Here is a 23720-nt window from a genome sequence, read left to right as displayed (position 1 = left end):
AACATTACCCCGAAACCACAACGCCGCCATCAACAGCCATACATTGCCCGGTCATCGCATGGCTGGCCTTGGACGCCAGAAAAAGTGTTGGTGCTATCATATCCTCGGGCTTCAGGTGCTCTTTCAGACATTGCCGGTCCAAATGGGCCGCCAGATCCTCGGGCGTGGCCCATTTATCCAACTGTTTTTGCGTCAGAACCCAGCCGGGGGCCAGAGCGTTGACGCGGATTTTCCTCGGCCCCAGTTCTCGTGCCAATGACCGTGTCATCCCCGTGATCCCGGCATTCGAGGTCGTATAGATCGGATAGCCAGCATTGCCCATCATGTAACTGATCGAGCTGAAATTGATGATTGCCCCGCCATCTTTCATTTGCCGGGCGGCTTCCTGACACGCGAAATAATAGGCTTTCAGGTTCACCTCGATCATCCAGTCCCAGAATTCCGTCGTGGTTTCCTCAAGCGTATGACGTTGGTCGTTGGCTGCATTGTTCACCAAGACGTTCAAAGGACCATGAGCCTCGGCAGCTTTGGCCATCGTCGCGTGCAGCAGTTCGGTATCCGTCATGTCGCCTTGCAGGAACAGCGGCGCGCGGCCGTGCTTGTCGCGCATCTCTTCGACAAAACCGCGGGCATCCGACCGACCAATGAAGGCCACATTGGCCCCCTGTGCCATGAATCCATCTGTCAGCGCCGCACCGACGCCCGAGCCGCCGCCGGTGATATAGACGGAGGCCCCGTTGAGATCGTGGAATGTAGCTGGTTGGGTCATCAGTGGCTCTCTCTGGTCACCAGGCGAGTGTCTTTGCCAACAAGGAAATCCAGATCCGCCCCCTGATCCGCTTGCAGCACGTGGTCGATGTAAAGTTTTGCATATCCGCGTGTGTAGTGCGGATCATCCGGTCGCCACGCGGCGCGGCGGGCGTTCAGTTCGTTTTCGTCCACAAGCAGTTCCAGTTCGCCGCTGCTGGCTGAAACACGGATGCGGTCTCCGCTTTTGACCAGCGCCAGCGTGCCACCCGCCTGTGCTTCAGGGCTGACATGCAAAATGACGGTGCCATAAGCTGTTCCCGACATGCGGGCATCCGAGATCCGGATCATGTCTCGCACACCCTCTTTCACCAATTTCGCCGGAATTGGCATGTTGCCGACCTCGGGCATGCCCGGATACCCCTTGGGGCCACACCCTTTGAGCACCAGGATGCTCTTGACGGTGACCGGCAGGTCTTCACGGTCTATATTGGCCTTCAGGTCTTCGATGTTGTCGAACACAAAAGCCTCGCCCTCGGTTTCAAGAAGCGCGTCAGTGGCCGCCGAAGGCTTGACGATTGCCCCATTCGGCGCAAGGTTGCCGCGCAGGACTCGCAGGCCCGCAGCGGGCTTTACAGGATCATCGAAGGGACGGATGACGTCCGAGTTGTAACACTCGGCCCCTTCGTAATGTGCTGAGATATCCTTGTTCAGAACCGTCTTTGCCGGGCGCAGGAACGATTTGAGTTCATTCAGTACAACCGGCATGCCGCCTGCGTAGCAGAAGTCTTCCATCAGGTATTTGCCCGACGGCATGCAGTTGACCAGCAGCGGTATTTCGGATCCGATTTCAAAGTCTTTCAGGGTCAGGTCAACCCCGACACGCCCCGCCAGCGCCAGCAGGTGAACCACAGCGTTGGTCGAGCCTCCTACGGCGGCATTGGCGAGGATGGCGTTCTCAAACGCCTCTTTGGTCAGGATGTCCGAGGGCTTGAGGTCTTCGTCGACCATCTCGACGATGCGCCGGCCGGTCATGTGCGCCAGCGCCATGCGGCGGGCGTCGACCGCCGGAAGCGCGGCATTGGTGGGCAGGCTCATGCCCATCGCCTCGACCAGCGACGCCATGGTGGATGCGGTGCCCATGGTCATGCAGACGCCAGCGCTGCGCGACATGCCGGATTCGGCGTTCATGAAATCCTGCAAGGTCATTTCGCCGGCCCGAACGGCCTCGGAAAATTTCCAGACATCGGTGCCGGATCCGATATCCTGTCCACGGTATTTACCGTTCAGCATCGGGCCTGAACTGACGACGATCGAAGGCAGATCGACTGACGCCGCCCCCATCAGTTGCCCCGGCGTGGTCTTGTCGCAGCCGCCCAACAGAACGACTCCGTCAATACCATAGGCGCGGATCGATTCTTCGACATCCATGGCCAGCAGGTTGCGGAACAGCATCGCGGTGGGTTTCATCTGGGTTTCACCCAGCGACATGACGGGGAATTCGACCGGGAAGCCGCCCGCCTCCCACACGCCGCGTTTTACGCCCTCGGCCAGGTCGCGCAGGCCCGAGTTGCAGGGGGTCAGTTCCGACCAGGTGTTGCAGATGCCAATTATGGGTCGTCCGTCAAAAGCGTGGTCGGGAAAGCCCTGGTTTTTCATCCACGACCGGTGGATGAAGCCATCCTTGTCGAGTTTTCCATACCAATGCTGTGAGCGGCGTTTTGTCATGTCTGGCTTTGTTTTTCTTGGCTGAAGTTGGATCTGAGTATTTGTAAAATGATGAAGATCAGGCGGCGCGGGCCGGTCGGCACCAGTCGGGCAGCCAATCGTTATGGGCCGTCAGCAGATCCGTGACAAGGTTTCGGATCTGGCGCAGGTCCAGTTCGGCGGCGGTGTGCGGATCCATCATCGCGGCGTGATAAATATATTCGGGGTTCTGTTCTGTCAGGGCCCGAACAGTCAGTTCCTGTACGTTGATCTGGGTGCGCATCAGGGCAATCAACTGCGGCGGGATGTCGGTCACGACAGAAGGCTGTACGCCGTTGCTGTCGACCAGGCAGGGGGTTTCGACCGCCGCGCCCATGGGCAGTTGCGGGATCTGGCCGGTATTGGGCAGGTTGCCATAGGCCATGTAGGGAGTGTTCGTTGCGATCGCGTTCATCAGGTCGGCGGCGAATTCGTGGCTGCGCGTGACATCGATATTGCGCCCGTCGGTCAGGGTCTTGGCCTGTTCCTTCCACATCTCGACCTGCTCGACGCAGCGGGTGGGGTATTCGTCCAGCGGGATCGAGAATTCCTCGATCAGGTCCTGCCGCCCGTCCTTGATGAACCACGGCACGTATTCGGCCAGGTGTTCCGAGCTTTCTGTGCAGAAATAGCCCAGATGATCCATCACCTCGTACCGCACCTTGTTGGGGCAGCGCGGCATCAGCAGCGGTGCCTTCGGGAATTTCCCCGTGTGATAGCCCCGTCGCAGTGCCGGATACAGGTCGCGGCCCTGATGTTCCAGTTTCAGAAAGAATGCGACGTGATTGACGCCCGCGACTTTGTAGCGGAACTCATCCTTTGGCAGATCCAGATCGTGGGCCAGTTCCTCGACCGTATTTTGAACCGAGTGGCAAAGGCCCACATGTTTCAGGGAAGGGAAGCGTTCGGCCAGTGCCCAGGTGTTGATGGCCATCGGATTTACGTACTGCAGCAATGTCGCGTTCGGACAGAGTTGCATCATGTCCCCTGCGACATCCCAAAGCACCGGAACCGTGCGCAGGCCTCGCATGATTCCTCCGACGCCCAGCGTATCAGCGATGGTTTGACGCAAGCTATACTGCTTGGGGATCTCGAAATCGGTGATCGTACAGGGCTTGTACCCCCCGACCTGAAAGGCGGTGATGACGAAATCGGCCCCGTCCAGCGCCGCACGGCGGTCGGTATGGGTCGAGACAGTCGCCCCGGCCCCGACCGAGCGGATCATGGAGCGCGCAACTGCTTCGCTTTCCGCAAGGCGCTGGGGGTCGATATCCATAAGCGCAAAGTGACTGTCGGCCAGCGCAGGGGTCAACAGAGCATCTCCAACGATGTTCTGCATGAAAATTGTGGACCCGGCACCGATAAAGGTAATTTTGGTCATTTCACAGCTCCGAGGGTCAAACCCGCAATGAAGTGTTTCTGCATCAGGAAGAACATGGCCACCGGTGGCAGAGCCGCCACGATGGAGCCCGCGCTCATCAATTGATAAGCGGCGCGGAATTGTGCGTTGAAACTGGTGATTCCGGCAGTTACAGGCTGGCTTTCCGCGCCTTGCGTCAGGACGACGGCCCAGAAATAGTCGTTCCAGATGAAGGTGAAGATCAGCACGCTGAGCGCGGCGATCGCGGGCTTCATCAGCGGCAGGACTACGTACCAGAAGATGCGCCATTCGCTGATGCCTTCGACCCGTGCTGCCTCGATCAGTTCAAAGGGCAGGGCGCGGATGAAGTTGCGCATGAACAGGGTGCAGAACCCGGTCTGGAAGGCGATGTGAAACAGGACCAGCCCGGTCTTGGTGTTGTAGAGCCCAAGTTGCAGGGTCAGATCCCGAACCGGCACCATCAGGATCTGAAAGGGCACGAAATTCCCAGCCACGAACATGAAAAAGATCCAGAGGTTCGACTTGAACTTGTAAATGCCAAGCGCGAAGCCGGTCATGCAGCTGAGCGCCACCGCTCCGATCACGGTAGGGACGGTGATCATGAATGAATTCAGCAGGTATCGGGGCATGTCCGAATTAAAGAACACCTGACCATAGTTGAAGGCGCCTTCAAAGCTGGACGGCATTCCCCAGTAATTCGCGTTGGTGAAGTCAGCAGCGGGTTTTACCGAGAAAAGAGCAACCGCCAGCAGGGGACCCAGCCACAACAGAAGGGCCAATGGAAGCATGGCTTGATACGTGATCTGCGCCGCGCGGGGTTGTTTTTCGATGGGTTTGGGAAACATCTCAGCGCCCCTTCTCTTCACGGTACATCGACCACAGGAAGTAGGCGATGAAGCACAACATGATCAGGAAAAGGATCACGGCGATGGCCGCGCCATAACCCATGCGGAAGCCATATTCGGACAGGGCGACCTCGAACATGTAATAGGCCAGCACGCGGGAGGATCCGAAAGGTCCGCCTTGTGTCATGATCGAGATCAGGTCGAATGACCGTAATGCGCCGATGATGGTCACGACAAACGCGATAAAGGTTGCGGGCCGCAATTGTGGGATGATGATGTGCCAAAGCATCTTCCAACCCTTGGCCCCGTCCAGGCGTCCCGCTTCGATCTGTTCCGGGTCCACAGCGTTCAGGCCGGTGAGGTACAGGATCATGCAATAGGCGGTTTGTGGCCAGAGGCCGGCGAAGATGATGCCGTAGGTCACAAAGCGCTCATCGCCAAGCACGTTCAGGGGACCAAGGCCGAAGAGGTCGAGGAATTCGTTCAGCAACCCGAAGGTCGGATCGTAGAACCAGGTGAACACCAGCCCCACCACGACCTGAGAAATCACGAAAGGAAAGAAAAACAGGGACTTATACAGGCGGATGCCCCAAACTGTCTGATTCAGGAACAGGGCGATGAACAAACCTGCCGGAATCGCGGCCAGGTACAGGATCAGCCAGATCAGATTGTTCTTCATCGAGATGTAGAAAGCATCCCGGTCTACCCATTCCCAATAGAGGTCTTCGTAGTTGCGAAAGCCGACGTATTCCGCAGCGCCCAGGCCGTCCCACTCGTAAAGCGACAGGTTGAAGGACTGGAATACCGGGATAATCACATAGACCAAGAAGAACAGCATCCCGGGGGCCAGAAACAGCCAGGGTGCGATGCGTTGTTGATTGCGATGGAACCAGCTTTCCTGTTCTGAGGCGTCGGCTGCAACTGTCATTGGAAACTCGGGTCTGTTGGAGCAAGGCGGGTCGGAACCCGCCCTACGATTCAAAGGAGCGTGGGCCGGGCTTTGGCCCGACCCTTGCCTGATCAGTTATCGTAAATACGCTCGCGCGCGCGTTCGAGTTTGGCCAGTATCCGGTCCAAGTTGTCGGGTTTGACCATGAATTCCTGGAAACCTTCCATGGACACTTTGGCCATTTCCGCAGGCGCGTCGCGGTCCCAGAACTGGGCTACCCCACCGGGGCTGTTGGACGAAAGCATTTCAAAGCCCTGTTGCAGGAACTTGTCGTCATCCACAGCGGATTGCGCGTTGACCGGCAATTGGCCGAGATTCGCGCCGTTGTTGATTTCGGTCTGTTCATCAGCAGAGACCACAAAACGCAGGAATTCGCGCGCAGCTTCCTTGTTCGAAGCATTGGCCGGGATGTGGAACGTGTCTGTCGGAGCGTCTTCGGCCAGCTCAACATCGGGATTGATCGCGACGAACTGGTAGAAATCCAGCTGGTCATCTGTCAGGCCCGCATCGCGCAACGGTGCCACTGCGAAGTTGCCCATCAGATAGGCTGCTGCCTCACCATTGACCATGAAGGGCAGCGCTTCCTGCCAGCTGTAGGTCTGGTGGTTGTCGATGAATGCGCCCATGTCGATCAACTGTTTCCAGTTGGCGAAGGTCTGCTTGACCCGGTCGTCTTCCCAGCTGACTTCGCCATTGGCCAATTGCTGATGAAAATCAAAGCCGTTTGTGCGCATGTTCAAGTAGTCAAACCAGCCACCAGCGGTCCAAAGGAACTTGGTACCGATCGTGTAGCAGGCGCGTCCTGAATCGACGATTTTCTGGCAGTTGGACAGTTCTTCTTCCCAAGTAGTCGGCTCGCTCAGGCCCAGCTCGTCGAAGATGTCATTGCGATAGTAGACACCCCACTGATAATAGGTATACGGCACACCCCATTGCTTGCCGTCGATTGTCAAAGCGCCCTTGGTCGAAGCGAGATTGTCGGCGATCTCGGGCTCGGCCCACAAATCTGAAACGTCCTCGAACAGACCCGCCTCGACATATGGTTTCATACGGTTGGCCGCGTACCACGTGGCCACGTCCGGGGTGTCAGCCGTCAGGAAGTTCCGGATCTGCGTTTTATAGGCTTCTCGGTCGATGACGGTTGTTTCGATTTCCAACCCCGGATGCTGTGCCCCGAACCGTTCGATCATCGCCTCCATCGTCGCGCGTGGCGCCGGGTTCGATGTGTCCAGAAAGATCCGCAGCTCTCCGGTGAGTTCCGCAGCTGCTGGTGCCGCCATCGCGACACCAAGCGCCAGCGCAGCCGTCGTGCGCTTGAAAGTTGAATACATAGTTTCCTCCCTGTTTCTCTCTTACAAGGTTCCAAATAGTGAAACCTTGTTTTATATATTGAAAACTACACATCGACTCGGTTACTGTTGTCAAGACCCTCGTGAGGATGGCGAGGGATAATCGGAGGAGAATGATGGCCCGTGTCAGGTGACGGAACTATAGGCAAAGCATGTGATGTGCTGGATCACGTGGCATCGTTCGAGCGCCCCGTTCGATTCGCTGAACTTTTGGAAAGCAGCGATTTTCCAAAGGCGACCCTGTATCGATTTCTGCAATCCCTCACCAACCAGGGAATGCTGTCATATGACCGCGACAGGCAGACCTATGCGCCCGGGATGCGACTGGTCCGGTTGGCCCATGCGGCATGGACGCAAAGCTCATTGGCCCCGATAGCGCGGCCTTTTCTGGATGCCCTCAGTCAAGAAACCGGTGAAACCGTGCATCTGGCGCAGCTTGATTCCAGTCAGGTTCTTTACGTCGACAAACGCAACGCCGCACAACCAATCGAGATGTACTCTCAGGCTGGTAAAGTTGGCCCGGCCTACTGCACAGGGGTCGGCAAGGCGATGCTGGCATTTTTGGACGAAGATGCGTTGAACAGGGCGGCGTCGCAGCAAAGCTATCACCGCTTCACCGACAAAACGCTGACATCCGAAAAGATGTTGCGGGCTGATCTTGACAGAATTCGCAGCCGGGGATTTGCCATCGATGATGAAGAGCACGAGCCTGGCATCATATGCATCGCCTGCCCAGTTCTGACGTCGAACGGTCGGATGCTTGGGGCAATTTCGATAACCGGGTCCACCGAACGAATGGATTTCGATCAACTCGAAGCCTGGGTGCCGCGCCTGCGGCGCGTGGCTGAACAAATCGGAACCGAGGCACAAGCCTGGCGGTTTCCCGAAACAGGCCCTAGTTCCAAAAACGACAGGATGCTGATGACATGACAGGTGTAACTCTGAATCGGGCAATCAAACGGTACGGTCAGACACAGGTCATTCATGGGATCGACCTGCAAATCGAAGATGGTGAGTTCTGCGTTTTTGTAGGGCCTTCAGGGTGCGGAAAATCCACGTTGTTGCGGATGATTGCAGGGCTGGAAGAAACCTCGGAAGGTGAGATTCACATCGGATCGCGCGAGGTGACACATATGGATCCAGCCAAGCGCGGCGTGGCGATGGTGTTTCAGACTTATGCGCTCTACCCGCACATGTCAGTGGCGGAAAACATGGGATTTGGTCTGCGCATGAATGGTGTCCCAAAAGCCGAGATCGACCAGAAGGTGCAGGAGGCTTCGAGCATCCTGAAGCTTGATCCTTACCTCAAGCGCAAACCCAAGGCCCTGTCCGGGGGGCAACGGCAAAGGGTTGCGATCGGGCGGGCGATTGTACGCGGGCCCGAGGTTTTTCTGTTTGACGAACCCCTGTCCAACTTGGACGCTGAATTGCGTGTCGAGATGCGCGTCGAAATCGCGCGTCTGCATCAGGAAATCGGTGCAACCATGATCTATGTGACCCATGATCAGGTCGAAGCCATGACGATGGCCGACAAGATTGTGGTGCTGCGCGATGGCCGGATTGAACAGGTCGGCGCCCCGATGGATCTGTACCGTGATCCTGACAACCGGTTTGTTGCAGGTTTCATCGGTTCGCCCGCGATGAACTTTCTTGATTGCGAATATACTGACGGCCATGTCACCCATCCCGCTTTGGGCCAGCCATTGCCGGTCTCGGCAACTGTTCCTGCCGGAACGGGCAAGGTGACGTTGGGGATGCGCCCTGAACATATTCACATCGACCGGTCTGCCGACACCTGCACTGTGGACCTGACCGAAGCGCTTGGGGGTGTATCCTACTCGTATTTGCTGACGCCAAATGGGGACAAACTGATTGTGGAAGAGCGGGATGACCAGCGCAGCAAAACCGGTGACCGGATTGGCATATCCATTCAACCTGACCGTGCCATGGTATTTGATCCCGAGACAGGGCAGAGATTTCGGTAATCCTTGGCCGCAACCCGAAAAAATTCGTGGGACCAGCCGGGCAGCTTCATGGAAAACATGTGGCGTGACCTGAAGGGAAACGCCAAAGACAGCCGGGTGAAACGTTGAGCTGATGACATCAAAAGCCATCCAAGCCCAGCCCGTGGCAAAACGCGCGGGCACAGATGATTGATTCCCAGCGTAACGTGATTTAAGGGAGGCCCTGTCAAAACAGAGTCACCCAGGGGCGGTATCGTGATCGCGCCCCTCCCGCGCCACGCTGAAGTGGCTTCAACTCTTGGATCGCACGCCCCGAAAGGCTTAAAAAGGTAAAAGAATATGGCAGATAAATCGAACTTCGACATATTGTATACCATTGTAGACGAAGCGCCCGAACTGGCCAGCGCCTCGTTCCTGCCCATCATTCGCAAGTTCGCTTCGGCTGCTGGCGTCAGCGTGGGCACCAAGGACATTTCACTGGCCGGGCGCATTCTGGCAGCCTTCCCCGAAAACCTGACGGATGAGCAGCGTGTCTCGGACGATCTGGCAGCATTGGGTGAGCTGGTAAAAACCCCGGACGCCAATGTGATCAAGCTGCCGAACATCTCGGCATCGGTTCCGCAACTGGTGGCCGCCATAGAAGAGTTGCAGTCGCAAGGCTATGATATCCCGGCCTATCCCGAAGAACCTTCGACCGACGAAGAAAAGGCGATCCGTGCGCGTTATGATGCCATCAAAGGCTCGGCCGTGAACCCTGTTCTGCGTGAAGGTAACAGTGACCGCCGTGCGGCGCGGGCTGTCAAAAACTATGCCCGCAACAACCCGCATTCCATGGGCGAATGGACCTCGGACAGCAAAACCAAAGTCTCGTCCATGTCGGGCAACGATTTTTACGCCAATGAGAAATCGTCCACCATCACCGCTGCCCAAGCGGGCGATGCAAGGATCGAGTTTGTCAGCAAAGACGGCAGTGTGACTGTCCTTAAGAACGCGTGGCCGCTGGACGAAGGCACCGTGGCTGATGCGACCTTCATGTCGGTCAAAGCACTGTCATCCTTTCTTGCAGAGGCCATCGAGGACACCAAGAAAGACGGCACAATGTTCTCGTTGCACCTGAAAGCCACGATGATGAAGGTCTCGGACCCGATCATTTTTGGCTATGCGGTCAAGGCCTGGTTGGCGCCGGTTTTCGACAAATTCGGTGCGGAACTGGATGCGCTGGGTGTGAATCCGAACTCGGGTCTTGGCGATTTGCTTGAGCGGGTACAAAACAATGCCGAGATCGTCGCCGCAATAAACGCGATCAAGTCTGATCGTCCATCCATGTATATGGTGGATAGCGACAAGGGCATCACCAACCTGCATGTTCCTTCCGACGTGATCATTGATGCTTCGATGCCAGCGGTGATCCGCGCGGGCGGCAAGGGTTGGGATGAGACCGGTGCCAAGGGTGATACAAATTGCGTCATCCCCGACCGGTGCTATGCAACTGTTTATGATGAAAGCATCAAGTTCTTCAAAGCCAATGGTGCATTGAATCCCGCCACTGCCGGTGCGGTCGCAAATGTTGGCCTTATGGCGCAGAAGGCCGAGGAATACGGCAGCCACCCGACCACCTTCGAGGCGCCCGCCGACGGCACAATGCGCATCGTTCTGACCAATGGCGAGGCTCTGCTTTCGCACGAGGTCGAAAAGGGTGACATCTGGCGGGCCTGCACCGTCAAGAAGGCGCCGATCGAGAACTGGATACAGTTGGCGATGGACCGTCAGCGCCTGACCGGATCCGAGGCGATCTTCTGGCTGGATGCGAACCGTGCCCACGACGCAGAGCTGATCAAATATGTCGAACCGGCGCTCGAGGCTGCGGGCGTGGCTGACAAGTTCCAGATCATGGCCCCGCGCGAGGCAACGCGCCAGACGCTGGAAACCATCACCGCCGGAAAGGACAGCATCGCCATCACCGGCAACGTGCTGCGTGACTATCTGACCGACCTGTTCCCGATTCTCGAACTGGGCACCTCGGCCAAGATGCTGTCGATCGTCAAGCTTATGAATGGCGGCGGCCTGTTCGAAACCGGGGCAGGGGGCTCGGCACCGAAACACGTGCAGCAATTGGTCGAGGAAAATCACCTGCGCTGGGATTCGATGGGTGAATTCTGCGCGCTTGGGGAATCCCTGAACTTCCTGGCCGACGCCAAAGGAAACGCGAAGGCAGGTGTTCTTGGCGCTGCGGCAGAGGCCGCAACTCAGGGCATTTTGGACAACAACCGGTCGCCAAGTCGAAAAGTCGGCGAACCGGACAACCGCGACAGCCACTACTGGTTCGCGCGCTACTGGGCCCAAGCCTTGGCTGCCCAATCTGACGATGCCGATCTGGCAGCTGAAATGGCACCACTTGCAAAAGCGCTGGCAGAGAAAGAAGAGCAGATCTTGTCGGAACTGGCCGCAGTCCAAGGACCGTCGGTGGATTTGGGCGGGTACTATCACACTGACCCGGTCAAAACCGCCGCTGTGATGCGCCCCAGCGCTACGCTGAACGCAATCATCGGCTGATCGCCGTCGAACAGGCGGGCGAGTTTCGTCCGACATCAAGACACGAAGGGACCGCCTTTGCGCGGTCCTTTTCATGGAACGCGGGATTGCCCAAAGACCCGCCCCGAACCTTACGCCTGACGATCTGTAGCTTGCTGTGGCTGCGCCGTTAAAACCAACCTTGTCAGGTTCTATGAACGACTTGCGCAATGTGTGCCCGGTAAACATCTGCGCATCACGTTGGGTTCCAGCGCTTGGGCCGTCCGGACACCAGGCGCAAATTTCGATCGCTTTCCTGAAACTGCGAACAGGGCGGTCAGCAAGGATCGAAAGATCCTGATTTTTGGAAAAATTTAAGATTTACGGGATTCCCCCAATAGCGCCGGTTTTCAGTCCGCGTTAGATATTTGGGGACAAAGAATTTCACTGGTGAGGCCTTAGGGCTATATCACTCACTCAGAAAAATGGCCAGCATTTGGGGTGCTGGCCATTTGCGTATCTGGTTCACCAAATCCTTGAACAAACCAGCCTGTTCAGACGCTTACGCGCGAACAGGCCGTTCATTTGACTAGCATTGAACTGGGGGTTGATTTTAATCAGCCAAATCGACGGGTTTGAGCCTCGACAAGCGATGGCTTGATTTGGTCAACGCCTGACGCAGCTACACCTTTGTGCTGCAAATATGACAGACGACGTGCTTCCCTCCGGGCAAGAGCCAGAGATTCCAGAATCAAAGCGCAGACGATGGACAGCATTGTCGCAACAAAACCGGATACTGCGACGACGACAGACGGAATTCTATCGACAAGCCCTGTTTCCAAAAATTCCCGGAATACGGATGCAAACACAAAGAGCGAAGGCAAAAACATCAACACGGCCAATGACAGGAAAAACGCAACGGGCTTTTCATCCTTGATCAACAAGCCGATCATTTTGAGAATCCGCCACCCGTCGGAAAACGTCGCCAACTTAGAGTTCGAATCCGGCAGGCGTGACGAATACCTTGTTTGAACCTCACCGATTGGCATGCGCATCTGCATCGCATGAACTGTTAGCTCTGTTTCAATCTCGAACCCGTTTGATACTGCGGGGAAGCTTTTGACAAAGCGTCTGCTGAAAACGCGGTAACCCGAAAGCAGGTCGTTGATTTTGCTGTTGAAGAAGAATTTCACAAGCCAACTGAACAACGCGTTGCCAAATTTGTGGCCGCGCCGATAGGCTTCAGTTTCTTCATTCACACGGGCGCCGTTGACCATATCCAGATTCTGCGAAACGAGCATGTCGATCAATTCCGGCGCCGCCGCGCTGTCATAGGTCGCATCCCCGTCAGCCATAACGTAGACATCCGCATCAACGTCGGCAAACATTCGACGGACCACGTTGCCTTTGCCCTGGTATGTTTCGGAATAGACCCGCGCGCCTGCCTCAAGCGCGACCTTGACGGAGTCGTCGGTGGAATTGTTGTCATATACGTAAATCGTTGCGTCGGGCAGGGCCGCGCGGAATTGCCGAACGGTTTCACCTATGGCAACGGCCTCGTTGTAGCAGGGCAAGATCACTGCAACGTCCAAATCCGATCTGGTCGCGGACGACGGTGAGTTATTCTGAATATTGAAGGCGCCCTGTATCATATGCAAATCACGCTCTTTCATTGGCATCAATTGAATGATGATCGTGCTTGGGGTTGAAGGTGCTGCGTATTTAAGGCTGTTATGAAGCAGATAAGAGGCCAAAATTTGTCATTCTGAAAAACCTCGTGTTTGACGCTGACAAAAAAGGGGCCGATTGAAGAACCGGCCCCAAAGTTTCAGCTGAACCGAGGGATCAGTTCGACGCTGCCATCAGTTTTTCGTTGTGCTCGCGCAGCGTGTCGGAGACGATCGCATACCATTCCCCGGTTTCGCGCATCTCGTTCAGGCCTTTGTTCAGCATCGCCAGGTATTGCTTGCCGAACGGATTGCTGCGGTGGCTGATAAAGCGCAGCGAGGAAAGCGAGGTCACGTACGGGTTCTCAACCAGGTCGTTTTGGTTCAGGCCCATTTCAACCATTGTGTCCGAGAACAGCTGAACTTCAAAGGTTGCAACATCTGCGGTGCCGGTCAGGACCGCGTCAAGGCATTCGCGTGCGGTGATCGGCTGCATCAGCGTCATGGTTTCACCGTTGTGCAGACCTTCCTGTTCCAGATCATGGATGAACCAGCCATCCATACGGCAGATCGTGGCGCCCTTCAGCTCTTCAAAGGTTGTCGCATTCGCATACTGGCTTTCCGGAATGGTGTAGAACCCGACGACAATGTCGTAGACCGGAACAGATGAATCGAACTGGGTGCAGCGCACCTCGGTTTCCCAGGACCATTCGTAGGTGCGGTTGGTGCAATCCGGCATGTTCCACGCCATGGACACGTCAAAGGCGCCAAGAGGCAGAAGAGTTTCCAAGTGCGAGTTCCAATCATCCACGAAGCTTACGGAATAGTCGCGCGCGTTGCCGCCACGCTGCAAAGCCGTGGTGCCCAGACGGGTGATTGCTCCGCCGCCGTTCAGCGATTCATCGGCGAAAGGTGCCCAGCCATTGCCGGTCACCAGCTTGATCGGTGGCTGGTAGACGCTCGAACGTTTGACGCTGGCCGCGCGTTGTTCTTCAGCTGCGATGATTTCCTGCGCGCTCTGACCATTGGGCAGGCTACCGTCCTCACAGGGAAGGGCCAGAACCAGACCTGGCTCCAGAGCGTTGGGGTTGGTGATTTCGTTCCGGTTCGCGTTGAAGATCGGCTGATAGTTCGACGTGCCGTAGGCTGCGATTGCAATGGTCGCCATGGTGTCGCCGTCTTGGACGGTATAGTTGGTGCAAGCTTCCTGTGCTGCAGCGGCACCTGCGCTCAGAGCGGTAATAGCAGTTGCTGAAAGCGCTACCTTTTTCATCTTCTCGTTAAACATGTCCACTTCCTCCAGACTTTAGTTTGTCAGGCCAGATCGGGGCCTTATCCATTTTCCATTTGATGACGCAGGGCGGTTGACACGATGTCGCGCCATTCGCCCGATTGCTGCATGATTGCCAGACCCTGATTCAGCGTCTCAAGGATCGCTTCCCCATCAGGATTATCTTTGTGGGTCATGACGTTGAGCGACTTGATGGCCGCAAGGTTGGGGTTTTCGATAATCCGGTGCTTGTACCCAAGCCGTTCAATTGCCTCGGCTGCCAGATGTGCCTCGATGGCGACGATATCTGCGGTGCCTTCCATCAAAGCGTGAAAGCAATCATCCGGTGACGTTGGCCGCAGAAGTTTGATGACCGGTTCGTACAGGCTTACAGCGTCCATGTGAGACAAAGACCAACCCTCTGGCCGGCAGATCGTTGCACCGGCAAAATCGGCATAGGTCAATGTCTCCTCATAGCCGGAACCTTCGCGGGCGAAGAACGTATCCACGACCTCGTAGAACGGGTTTGAGAAATTGTAGGTCTCGCACCGATTGCGATCATCTTCCGACAGCGCAACGGCCTCTTCGCAATTGGGGCGCGACCAGGGGAAGGTGGCGTCAAATGCGAGTGTCGGCATCAACAGGTCCAGATGCGAAGACCAGTCATTCACGAACTGAATCTTGTAGGCCTGTTCGGGAGCGGCACGAAACATCGCTGTCTCAACCAGATGGGTATAGAGCCCCCGATTGGGCAGAGATTCATCGGTGAACGGAGCGTAGTTACCGCCAGTGATCAACAGCAATTGACGGTCCCGGATTTCGGGCCGTTCACCCGTTCCGGCATTTCGGATCAAAGCGGCAGCTTCGGCACGGGCGGCTTCGATCTCTTCCTTGGCAGCAGCGCGTGCTGCAACGACCGCCTCTTCACTCGCGTTCTTTGCCTCGGCTTCCGCTGCCGCAACGCGGGCTTCCGCTTCGGCCACGGCTTTCTCGGCGCGTTCTTCTGCGGCTTTTACCAGCTCTGCCGCCATTTCGGCGGCCAGCCGCTCTGCCTCGGTGTCAGCAAGCGCCGGAGCACGCCCGACATCTTCCAGACAGGGCAGTTCCAGAACGTCGCCGACGCGGATGATATTGGGGTTGGAACCGATAACATCCCGGTTCGCGTCGAAAATGATGCGAAAGTCCTCGGTCGCATACACTTCGATTGCCAATTCCCGTAAGCTATCGCCGCGTTGAATTTCATAACTTGAACACGCCTCTTGCGCAGATGCCGCGCCCGTGGCGGCAGCAAGGGCAAGGCTTGATATGAGTAAGTGCTTTATCATGGGTCCTGTTGCTTTGCCTGTTTAGGTTCTTGTGAGTTTCGCCACTGCGATAGAAAGATTGTCCTGATCCGGGTCACCCTTGGCCTGCACAGCCGTCAGCAATGCTTCGGCAATGTCTTGAGCCAGCCCCTGTTGATGATCCCGCAGAATGGCTTGAATTTCGGTGTCGCTGATGTACTGCAACCCATCACTTCCAAGGATCAGGACATCGGCGGGCGACACGATCAATGGATCTTCCGGGCAATCCACTTTGGGAATGGCCCCGCCTGTAACCACGGACGTTAATTGATTGCTGTCCATGTCCCGGGCCACCGCTTCGGTGATCTCGCCCGAAGCCACTTTCGACGCAATCACGGGTGCCATCGAGTGGTCTTCGTTGACCTGCGTCAACGCTCCGTCCCGAAACAGGTAAAGAGGGCTGTCGCCGATCGAAATCCAGAACACACGCCGCCCCAGAAGAAGGACACCCAACATGGTTGATCCCATGTTGAAGCCATGACCCCTGGCCTCGGTGTAGTTGGCGATCGCGGCATTGGCTTGCATGGCGGCCAAAGGAAGCGCATCTATCGCGGATCCTTCGTTCAGGGTTTCTGCCTCAAGTTCTGCGTCCAGCGCGTCGCGCCATGCAGCCACTACCATTTCCGAAGCTATTTCACCCGCCTCATGGCCGCCCATACCGTCCGCAATCACAACATAGCCCGCGTCCGACGCGTCAAACATGCGGGCTGCAATCGCGTCTTCCTGCGTTTCCCGCTGACCCTGGTTCAGGATCAGCGCAACATCATATGCCGGAGTTGCCAGCATTTATCAGGAATCCCGCCAATCAAAACCGTCGTCACAGAAGGCCATGAACCGGATCGAGGTTTCGCTGATACGGATCAGGTCTCCGTTGGACAGGGCCACGGTGCTGAGAACAGGTTTGCCGTTCAGACGTACAAGATTGGCCTTGCCGCCATGGCCCAAGTAACACTTCCGGTCTTCGGGGTCATAGGCGATGACTGCATGGTTTGAGCGCGAAATGCCGGTATCGCCAAAATCCAACTGAATGGCCTGGTCATCGTTGCGCCCGATTTGCATCAGGCCTTCGGTGAGCGTAATGCTTGAACCTCGTCCTGGACCGGCTGTTACGACCAGCCAGCCCACCGGGAATGTCTCTTGCGCCGCTTCTGTTTTCGCTACGGGTTCGGAGGATTCGATCAGGTCCTGAACATGCGTATCGGCGCGCTCAAATCCCAGAAATGTCGTCTTGACCCGTGAACGGCGATCCTCGACCGGGGCAGGGGCTGTTTCAACCTGCTCAATCACCGGCTCAACCGCGTCTTCGACCTGCTTCTCTTCTGGGGCCGGAGCTTCGGCAACCTCAACCTCGCCGACTTCTGGCTCGGTAGGTTCGGACACGACCTCGGCCGTTGCTTCCTCTGGCGAAGTCTCGGCGGGTGTTTCCGTCACATGCAGGGTGACAACCTGCTCGACCTCAACCAGTTCTTCGACATTCTCTTCCACCAGAACGTTTTTCAGAGCGTCGCCCTCTTCCAAGTTGTCTTCTTCCGAACTGTCTTCGGCAAAGATCGACTCCTCGGGTTCGGCCACTGCCTCCGGCTCGGTCTCGTCAAACTCGGGCATCTTTTCTTCGGGGATCAGTTCATCCGTTTCCTCATAGGATTCGGATGTCATGTTTCCACCGGCCAATGCGGCGCGCAAAGCGTTGAAATCCGCAATGGGTTCCTGCTTTTCTTCTTCGCTTACAGCACCGTCTACTGTGGTCGGTTTCTCGGCAACGTCTTCTTCTTTGGATTTGCCGGCACCTTCGAGAAGCCGGCTCAGAGGGCTTTTGTATTTGAACATGGTGTCGACACCTTCAAGTTAGTGACGCAGATAAGCCGCGTCGTAAGCTGCTACTGTTCCCTGCACTTCAGCGCAGAGCCACTCAATGGATACCCATGGGAACTGGTACATTCTGCGGCGGGCCGGTTCCCGCCAGGGTGGCACACCTTGATACCACCCTCAGCAAACACACACTGGCAGATCACTATCGAACCGGTCAGATTACTCCTGTGCAAGTTGCATGATTGCGGCCGTCTCGGCCCCATTGCGCAACACTGTCAGATTTGCCTCAGGCTGCTCGCTTGAAACGAGTGCGGCCAGCATCTCATCAAGGCTTTCCGAGCCGTCAAATGTGATGCCGGAATGGCTTTCATTCAGAAGGACATCGTCTTTTTGCAGGCTTACTGCCGCGTCCGCCGGAACTGCGTTCACCGTGGTTTGCCATCCGCTATTGCCATCGGCGCTCACGGTAAAGGTGTAACCATTTTCTAAACCAACGGATCGTATGGCGGGAAGGGCTAACAAACCATTTTGCGCCCGGGTCTGACCCAGCGGGCGATAGCGGGCAGCAACCCTTGTGTACCCATCGGCGTCAACCTTCAGGTTATCCAGAACCTGCGCCGCAAAAGTTACATCTTGGCGGACCGGGCTGCCATTCAGGGTATAGATGACAGCGCCACGCTGTACCCAATCGCCGATCACGCTCATGTCTTGATTGGCGTCCACCCCCGTAACTGCAATGGTGGCTCCGGTCGAGCCGCGGCGGCGGGATGTCTGGAAGGGGATATCGACATCCCAATGCGCAAACGCCACCTGCTGTTCCGCCGGAACACCGGCGTTGGCGATTGCATCAGTCGCAGGTGTCTCGATCTCCGACACTGCTGCAATATCAGTCACTTCTTCCGACTGTGCCGGAATTTCGGAACGTTCAGTGTCTACGGAGGCTGTTTCTGTGGCAGCTGGCTCCGCAGGTACTGGTTGTGCCTGCTCGACAGGCTCTTCCGGTTTGGGTTCGGGTGCAACGACCACTTCGGGTTCGGGATCGGTGGCCTCTGTGACAGAAGGATCGGTAACGGGCGCCTCTGTCTCAGCGGATTGTATGTCTGCCATGGGCTGCGCGACCGGTGTTTCTGCCTGGTCTTCCGTCTTGTCGCCGGACATCACAAAGAAACCACCTGCGGCCAACGCAACTGCAACAACAGCCGCGCCTGCAATCAGCTTGCCGCTGCCGCCGGACCCGCTCTGAACCACTGTATCGACAGCGACCGGGGTTTCCTCTTTCTTTGAGATTTTGGTCAGATCGCTATCTTTTTTGTCTTCGTTGCCAAGAACGATGTCCGAGTTTCCGGCCAGCAGGGCCGTAACTACGGCTTCGGCGTTCTCGCTTTCGGCCTTGATCCGGGCCTTTTCTTCCTCTTTGTCTTTGCGATCCATGCCGACAATCACGGACACGGGCCGATAGGCGAATGTGTCGAACATGACGCCAGGGCCGCGGAACATGCGCAACCAATCCAATGCAGATTGAAGACGATCCGTGGCGTGAACTTCCATCGCCTTGTCAATCGCTTCGAGGAACCCGTCTGGGTATCCTTCGAAACGACCGGTCAATGGCGTGTAGGGGTCATCCTGCCCGTTGTTGAACGCGTTCAGGCGGCTCTGGCCGTCGATGGGGCGTTCACCGCTGATGGCGTGATAAAGCGTGGCGGCCAGAACATAAAGGTCGCTGCTGGGCCCCTGATCCGCGCCCCGCACATAGAATTCGTGCGGAGAGTATCCATCCTTGATCACGCGCAGTGTCAGCAATGCTGCCGATTTGTTCGCCGCTTGCTCGCGTGCGGCGCCAAAATCGATCAGGACGGGGTCTCCGTTTTCATCAATCAGAATGTTGTCCGGCGAAATGTCCCGATGCAACATGCCGCTCTGGTGAATGAAAGACACCGCGGACAACATTTTTTCGGTGACCTGAACGATGAAATCAGGGCCGCCGTCATTCTCCGGGTTTTCCACGTAATCCAGCAGGTCGCACCCACGGATGAGATCCATTGCGATATATGCGGTGTCATTGTCTTCGAACACCTGATGCACATCTACGATATTGGGATGTACCAGACGCGCATGATTGCGTGCCTCCTGAATAAAGAGGTCAATGATCGAGCGCAGGTCGTCCTTGAAGGACGGGTCGTTTGGTTCGACCAGATCACCGTTGCGGCGGCACAGCGCTCCGGGGAAGCACTCTTTGATCACGACGTCGCGCTCCAGGCTGTCGCGCGCCAGGTAAGTGATCCCAAATCCGCCGTTGCTGAGATAGCGGAGGATTTCATACTGCCCGCGCAACAGCTTTGCGCCTGGCTGCAATCCTTCAATTTTCGGTTCGTCGTGCGTCGCGCCGACAGCCTGGTTGTGGCTCATTTCAATCCGCCCGTTCTATTCATTTTGCGGCTTAGAAAAACCGGGCCGACAGCCCACGAACTCACAACCAAAAACAACCGCAGGACACTTGAGAACGGTTAGACGTTTCAAATTTGACTTTATTGGGGCCGCCTGATGGCTTCACTATGGATCGTTTTTCGCGTGATAGCATATGTTGTGCCTAATGGTATATGCGGATCTATATATAGACAATGAGTATGAGCTGATTGAAAACTTAAACCCGAAATCAAGCGTGTTGGTCCACGAATTCGAAACAATAAAGGGCCGATTCCTCGGCCCTTCGAATCGCTGCAATGCAGCTCAATCTTGACGGGAAAGCGTCAGGTTCCGGTTTTCGGCTGCGCCGCTGCGACCGTGCTGCCAGCCCATGCAAGGTTGTCGCCCAGCTGCGCCAGAATGCTGATTGCGTCCTTCAATGGTGCGTCCCCGCTTTCGAATTGCAGCAACAGAAGCAAATCTGTCGCCTTTTCAAATTCTGCGGGAATCCAATCAGCTTCGGGGTCGATTTCGCCACCTTGTTCCAGCCGTTCCGCAAAATCTTCGACGATCTCCTGACAGCTGCTCAGAAACGCGGCCGGTTCGATATCAGAGGTTTCACGTAGATCTTCATAGATGCTTGCTATTGCGGCCAGCCAGTCCTCGAGAATGGGGTTGTTCAACGGGGGCAGGGCAGACCCAAGCGTTGACTGCATCGATGTGGTGTCATTCGAAACAGGTTCTGGCTCTGCGCCCTTCAGCGCCTCAAGATAGGGCAGGAAGTCCTGCTGCAAATCTTTCCGCGCAGCCTCGAGATCGCCACGGCGCCGGTCGGATGCCGCTTCCAGCACGTGTTCCGCAAGGTTCTGCCCGCCGCAGGTTTCCCAAAGCGCAAAGTCGGGCTCTGGCTCCTGCGCCATGGCACGCACGGCGACCGGTGTGCCAATTGGGACAACGGCGCGGAACATTCCTTCTTTTTCCTTGTTCAGACGCGCAAGGACGCGGTCCAGGGCACCCTGCACCGGTGGCAGATCAGCATGTGTTACGGCCAGCAGGCTGTTGGCCCGAAGCTCTGGGGGCACCTGAGACCACAAGTGACGCTCGGTCTCGCGCCAGGCATTGGTTCCATTTGTGCACCAGATGGCACAATCGACGAATTTCAGCAGATCCAAAGTCGGCTTGTAGGTATCATCCAGAGCACCCGAGCCCGGAAGATCAAACAGCGATATTTCCTTGAGGGCCGGAGTATTGATACCGACCGATATGAAATCGGGATCTTCCTGGGCCGCTTTTTCCAGCACTATGCCGGAGTATGTCTTTGGTTCCCTGTTCCACCAACCGACAGTCGTTTCGGGCGCATCCGCGTAGGCGACGATCACAAGCGGCAATTTCAGATGCTGCGGGCCGGTTGGCAGAATGTCCGCGCCAGCCAGCATGTTCGCCAGACTTGACTTGCCTGCGCCGAATTCCCCGGCGAAACCGATATTGACCGCGTTTGACAGACGTTCCGCGTGGGACAGAGCCCGCGCACGCATATCCTCCAACGCCTCGTCAGGCGTCAGGTTTTCAGTTGCGGTCAGGAAGCGCTCCAGTTGGCGTACTTCCTTTTCAGTTCCGGGAAATTCAATCATTCCGCAGCCTCTGCTTGTCTTTCATCCGCATCGGGTGTTCCAAAAACCGTCTCCAGCTCAGCTGCAATGCGACGTGCTTTGTCGAAGGCACCTTGCGCTTCCGCCTGGGCGTTCAGTTCTCCTGAGTTGGAACGGTGCTCAAGATGACCGGCCAGAAGGGCCATATAGTGGTCCAGAACCGTATTCAGCCGTTCCAACAGATCGTCGCGGGTCGTGTCGATCAGGTCATCCCCGATCAACTCGAACTCCTGCACGATCAGCCGTTCTGCACGCGCCACAACGCTATTGCGCGAGATCAGACGCGACAGCCAGTTTACACGCAATTCAACGGTAATGCCACGGGTCAGGGCGGTGGTGTCCGGCCGGAACCAACGTACAGCACTGGTGTTCATGCGATTGTCGACCGGCTCTTGCCATCCCGGCAATGCCCGCAAAGCGGCATTGCAATGCATGTCGATCGCGTAAAGCTCGCTGAGCATGCGCTGCCGAACAACTTGCGATGCCCCCTGTACCAGTTCACGCATACGCTCGCGCAATGGCGTAAAATTAAGCTCGGTCTCTCCGCCTTTTGCCAGCAGAGGCGACTGGCCGTCCGGCCCGCGCACAACGATAGCCACCGATTCCGAGACAGTGTCATCCATGACCCCGCGCAGATTCGACAGGACATCATCCATGTCACGCGTGATCTCTTGCGTTTTTTCAGCAATCAGTTTCCGCAGGTCGCCAAGTGTCTTGTCGCTTTCATCGGTATTTCGGACATCCAAGCCGTCTTCATCTTGCAGCGCCCGCAAACGAACCTGAGAGCGCTCAAGCTCCCCGCGTGCGAAGCTGTCGAGATGTTGCCAGGCCATACGCAACTGTTCGTTGATCGGTCCGTCCGTCAAAGCCTGAGTGACATGACGGCGCAGATCGGGCAGGCCGGACGCAATCATTGCGGCAAAGCGCAGAACCGCTTCGCGGCTGATCGGTCCCGGGCCTTGTTTGATCTCGGCCACACCGTTGAGATATTGCTGCATCTGTTCCGGGTGGGCGCGCAGCCATGCCAGAACGTGGTCGTGGTTCACTCCGGTTTCATCACCGGTCAGAGCATAGTGCGCCCATTGCGCGCTGCCCATCAGGACATCGATGTTCGAGTTGCCGAGCGCCTTTTCCAACCCCTCCAATACATCCAGACGAACCTTGGCCGCGTCTTCGGCCCCGCCGCCCAGTTCATCCACACGGTTGATGAAGACGACGATCTGCCCGAGTTCCAGCGCTTGCATCAACCGGAACAGTTTCAGATCCGCGCGCGACAATGCCTGATGCGCGGACAGAACCACCACAAAGAAATCGGATTCCTTCAGATACTGTCGTGAAATTTCTTCACGGATCAGCAGGGGGTCATTTACACCGGGCGTGTCGGTGACCGTCAGCGGAAACGGAAAATGGCCCAAGTCAAAATAAACCTCGGCCTTGCGAGTGATGTCGCTGTAAAGGCCGCGATCGCTTCCGGGGTCCAAAGCCCCGTCCTCGGACGGATCATCCCCGGCACAGACATATCTGGCGAGGTCATCTGACGTCAGTTCGTCCAGATCGTGCTGTTGGCCCAGCAGCTGTTCATAGCTGTCACCCAGACGCCGACGCGCCCGGACCTTCATGGCCTCGACCTGTTCTTCGATCATCTCGCGCTTATAGCTGTCCTCGTCATCGGGAAACATGTTGCGCAGTTCTTCACCTTCGGCGATCAGTGATTGCCATTGGTAATTGTCGAAGAAGTGGAATTCGGCACCTTGGGTTCTGCGGGAAGGGTGCCCGAAATGCATGTCGGTTATAACAGTTGTCCAGGGGTTTACATCCGACGGCAAATACTCTGCCTGACCGGTGAAGCCGTTGATCAGACGCGATTTTCCAGCCTTGATTTGCCCGACAAACGCAATTGACGGTTTCAGATTGCTAAGATCACCAATGATGCGCGAAATGAATTGGCGCGTTTCATCATTGCTTGCCCCGTTCATTTCTTCTGCTATGCGAATAAGTTCGCGGCGATGTGTTTCACTCATTACTCATTACCCTGATTACAATAATAAACAGATTGAAGTAGTCGAAAATTTGAATTCAACGGAGGC

The 23720-nt window shown here is 56.5% G+C and carries 17 protein-coding genes; 3 read left to right on the top strand and 14 right to left on the bottom strand.

The genetic code is table 11. The features are described 5' to 3' along the window. Positions 1–4 precede the first annotated feature (4 nt). The 6 genes from I9185_RS09640 to I9185_RS09615 form a co-directional block, all read right to left on the bottom strand. Entirely contained in the window at positions 5–769 is a 765-nt protein-coding gene (locus I9185_RS09640) for an SDR family oxidoreductase (protein WP_210092917.1), read from the bottom strand. Next, positions 769–2475, bottom strand: a complete 1707-nt coding sequence (locus I9185_RS09635; RefSeq protein WP_210092916.1) for an IlvD/Edd family dehydratase — start codon at positions 2473–2475, stop codon at positions 769–771. Before I9185_RS09635 ends, I9185_RS09640 begins: the two co-directional genes overlap by 1 nt. A 58-nt stretch (positions 2476–2533) precedes the next feature. Next, entirely contained in the window at positions 2534–3874 is a 1341-nt protein-coding gene (locus I9185_RS09630) for an alpha-glucosidase/alpha-galactosidase (RefSeq protein ID WP_210092915.1), read from the bottom strand. After that, positions 3871–4719: a carbohydrate ABC transporter permease gene (locus I9185_RS09625; protein WP_170345350.1), complete on the bottom strand. Its 849-nt coding sequence runs from the start codon at positions 4717–4719 to the stop codon at positions 3871–3873. The genes I9185_RS09630 and I9185_RS09625 overlap by 4 nt, the downstream gene beginning before the upstream one ends. Position 4720: 1 nt before the next feature. Then, complete coding sequence (locus I9185_RS09620) at positions 4721–5647, bottom strand: sugar ABC transporter permease (protein ID WP_171636104.1); 927 nt, start codon at positions 5645–5647, stop codon at positions 4721–4723. Positions 5648–5739: 92 nt separating this feature from the next. Further along, positions 5740–6999 (bottom strand): ABC transporter substrate-binding protein, encoded by a 1260-nt coding sequence (locus I9185_RS09615; protein WP_210092914.1) that lies wholly within the window; start codon positions 6997–6999, stop codon positions 5740–5742. 141 nt (positions 7000–7140) lie between these two features. Here I9185_RS09615 and I9185_RS09610 point away from each other — a divergent pair, with 141 nt between their 5' ends. The 3 genes from I9185_RS09610 (at position 7141) to I9185_RS09600 (ending at position 11534) form a co-directional block, all read left to right on the top strand. Beyond that, positions 7141–7947 (top strand): IclR family transcriptional regulator, encoded by an 807-nt coding sequence (locus I9185_RS09610; RefSeq protein WP_210092913.1) that lies wholly within the window; start codon positions 7141–7143, stop codon positions 7945–7947. Continuing rightward, positions 7944–9002 (top strand): sn-glycerol-3-phosphate ABC transporter ATP-binding protein UgpC, encoded by a 1059-nt coding sequence (ugpC, locus tag I9185_RS09605; protein WP_171636098.1) that lies wholly within the window; start codon positions 7944–7946, stop codon positions 9000–9002. The genes I9185_RS09610 and ugpC overlap by 4 nt, the downstream gene beginning before the upstream one ends. A gap of 318 nt (positions 9003–9320) precedes the next feature. Continuing rightward, complete coding sequence (locus I9185_RS09600) at positions 9321–11534, top strand: NADP-dependent isocitrate dehydrogenase (protein WP_210092912.1); 2214 nt, start codon at positions 9321–9323, stop codon at positions 11532–11534. 575 nt (positions 11535–12109) lie between these two features. On the opposite strand, the gene I9185_RS09595 is transcribed toward I9185_RS09600, so the two are convergent. From I9185_RS09595 to I9185_RS09560, 8 genes are all read right to left on the bottom strand, one after another. Further along, entirely contained in the window at positions 12110–13072 is a 963-nt protein-coding gene (locus I9185_RS09595; RefSeq protein WP_348539516.1) for a glycosyltransferase family 2 protein, read from the bottom strand. Positions 13073–13337: 265 nt separating this feature from the next. Further along, positions 13338–14447 (bottom strand): transporter substrate-binding domain-containing protein, encoded by a 1110-nt coding sequence (locus I9185_RS09590; protein WP_171636092.1) that lies wholly within the window; start codon positions 14445–14447, stop codon positions 13338–13340. Between the two features lie 44 nt (positions 14448–14491). After that, on the bottom strand, positions 14492–15754 hold the full coding sequence (locus tag I9185_RS09585; protein WP_171636090.1) for a transporter substrate-binding domain-containing protein: 1263 nt from the start codon (positions 15752–15754) through the stop codon (positions 14492–14494). A 21-nt stretch (positions 15755–15775) separates the two neighbouring features. Further along, positions 15776–16558, bottom strand: coding sequence for a protein phosphatase 2C domain-containing protein (locus I9185_RS09580; RefSeq protein ID WP_171723769.1), 783 nt, complete (start codon positions 16556–16558; stop codon positions 15776–15778). A 3-nt stretch (positions 16559–16561) separates the two neighbouring features. Next, positions 16562–17599, bottom strand: coding sequence for an FHA domain-containing protein (locus I9185_RS09575; RefSeq protein WP_210092911.1), 1038 nt, complete (start codon positions 17597–17599; stop codon positions 16562–16564). A gap of 201 nt (positions 17600–17800) precedes the next feature. Next, a complete protein-coding gene (locus I9185_RS09570; RefSeq protein WP_210092910.1) occupies positions 17801–19987 on the bottom strand; it encodes a serine/threonine-protein kinase in 2187 nt (728 codons plus the stop codon). A 341-nt stretch (positions 19988–20328) separates the two neighbouring features. Next, positions 20329–21615, bottom strand: coding sequence for a dynamin family protein (locus I9185_RS09565; RefSeq protein WP_210092909.1), 1287 nt, complete (start codon positions 21613–21615; stop codon positions 20329–20331). Further along, a complete protein-coding gene (locus I9185_RS09560) occupies positions 21612–23654 on the bottom strand; it encodes a dynamin family protein (protein ID WP_171723765.1) in 2043 nt (680 codons plus the stop codon). The genes I9185_RS09565 and I9185_RS09560 overlap by 4 nt, the downstream gene beginning before the upstream one ends. Between the last annotated feature and the right edge of the window lie 66 nt (positions 23655–23720).

This window comes from Ruegeria sp. HKCCSP346 (assembly GCF_017872595.1).
In the GTDB taxonomy this organism is placed as follows: Bacteria; Pseudomonadota; Alphaproteobacteria; order Rhodobacterales; family Rhodobacteraceae; genus Ruegeria.
Note: the sequence above shows the minus strand (reverse complement) of the source record. Positions and strands in the feature narration are given on the sequence as shown.

Bases quoted from the DNA above. Each gene is read 5' to 3' on its own strand.
- I9185_RS09640 (WP_210092917.1), bottom strand. From the start codon at position 769: ATGACCCAACCAGCTACATTCCACGATCTCAACGGGGCCTCCGTCTAT.
- I9185_RS09635 (WP_210092916.1), bottom strand. From the start codon at position 2,475: ATGACAAAACGCCGCTCACAGCATTGGTATGGAAAACTCGACAAGGAT.
- I9185_RS09630 (WP_210092915.1), bottom strand. From the start codon at position 3,874: ATGACCAAAATTACCTTTATCGGTGCCGGGTCCACAATTTTCATGCAG.
- I9185_RS09625 (WP_170345350.1), bottom strand. From the start codon at position 4,719: ATGTTTCCCAAACCCATCGAAAAACAACCCCGCGCGGCGCAGATCACG.
- I9185_RS09620 (WP_171636104.1), bottom strand. From the start codon at position 5,647: ATGACAGTTGCAGCCGACGCCTCAGAACAGGAAAGCTGGTTCCATCGC.
- I9185_RS09615 (WP_210092914.1), bottom strand. From the start codon at position 6,999: ATGTATTCAACTTTCAAGCGCACGACGGCTGCGCTGGCGCTTGGTGTC.
- ugpC (WP_171636098.1), top strand. From the start codon at position 7,944: ATGACAGGTGTAACTCTGAATCGGGCAATCAAACGGTACGGTCAGACA.
- I9185_RS09600 (WP_210092912.1), top strand. From the start codon at position 9,321: ATGGCAGATAAATCGAACTTCGACATATTGTATACCATTGTAGACGAA.
- I9185_RS09590 (WP_171636092.1), bottom strand. From the start codon at position 14,447: ATGTTTAACGAGAAGATGAAAAAGGTAGCGCTTTCAGCAACTGCTATT.
- I9185_RS09585 (WP_171636090.1), bottom strand. From the start codon at position 15,754: ATGATAAAGCACTTACTCATATCAAGCCTTGCCCTTGCTGCCGCCACG.
- I9185_RS09580 (WP_171723769.1), bottom strand. From the start codon at position 16,558: ATGCTGGCAACTCCGGCATATGATGTTGCGCTGATCCTGAACCAGGGT.
- I9185_RS09575 (WP_210092911.1), bottom strand. From the start codon at position 17,599: ATGTTCAAATACAAAAGCCCTCTGAGCCGGCTTCTCGAAGGTGCCGGC.
- I9185_RS09570 (WP_210092910.1), bottom strand. From the start codon at position 19,987: ATGAGCCACAACCAGGCTGTCGGCGCGACGCACGACGAACCGAAAATT.
- I9185_RS09565 (WP_210092909.1), bottom strand. From the start codon at position 21,615: ATGATTGAATTTCCCGGAACTGAAAAGGAAGTACGCCAACTGGAGCGC.
- I9185_RS09560 (WP_171723765.1), bottom strand. From the start codon at position 23,654: ATGAGTGAAACACATCGCCGCGAACTTATTCGCATAGCAGAAGAAATG.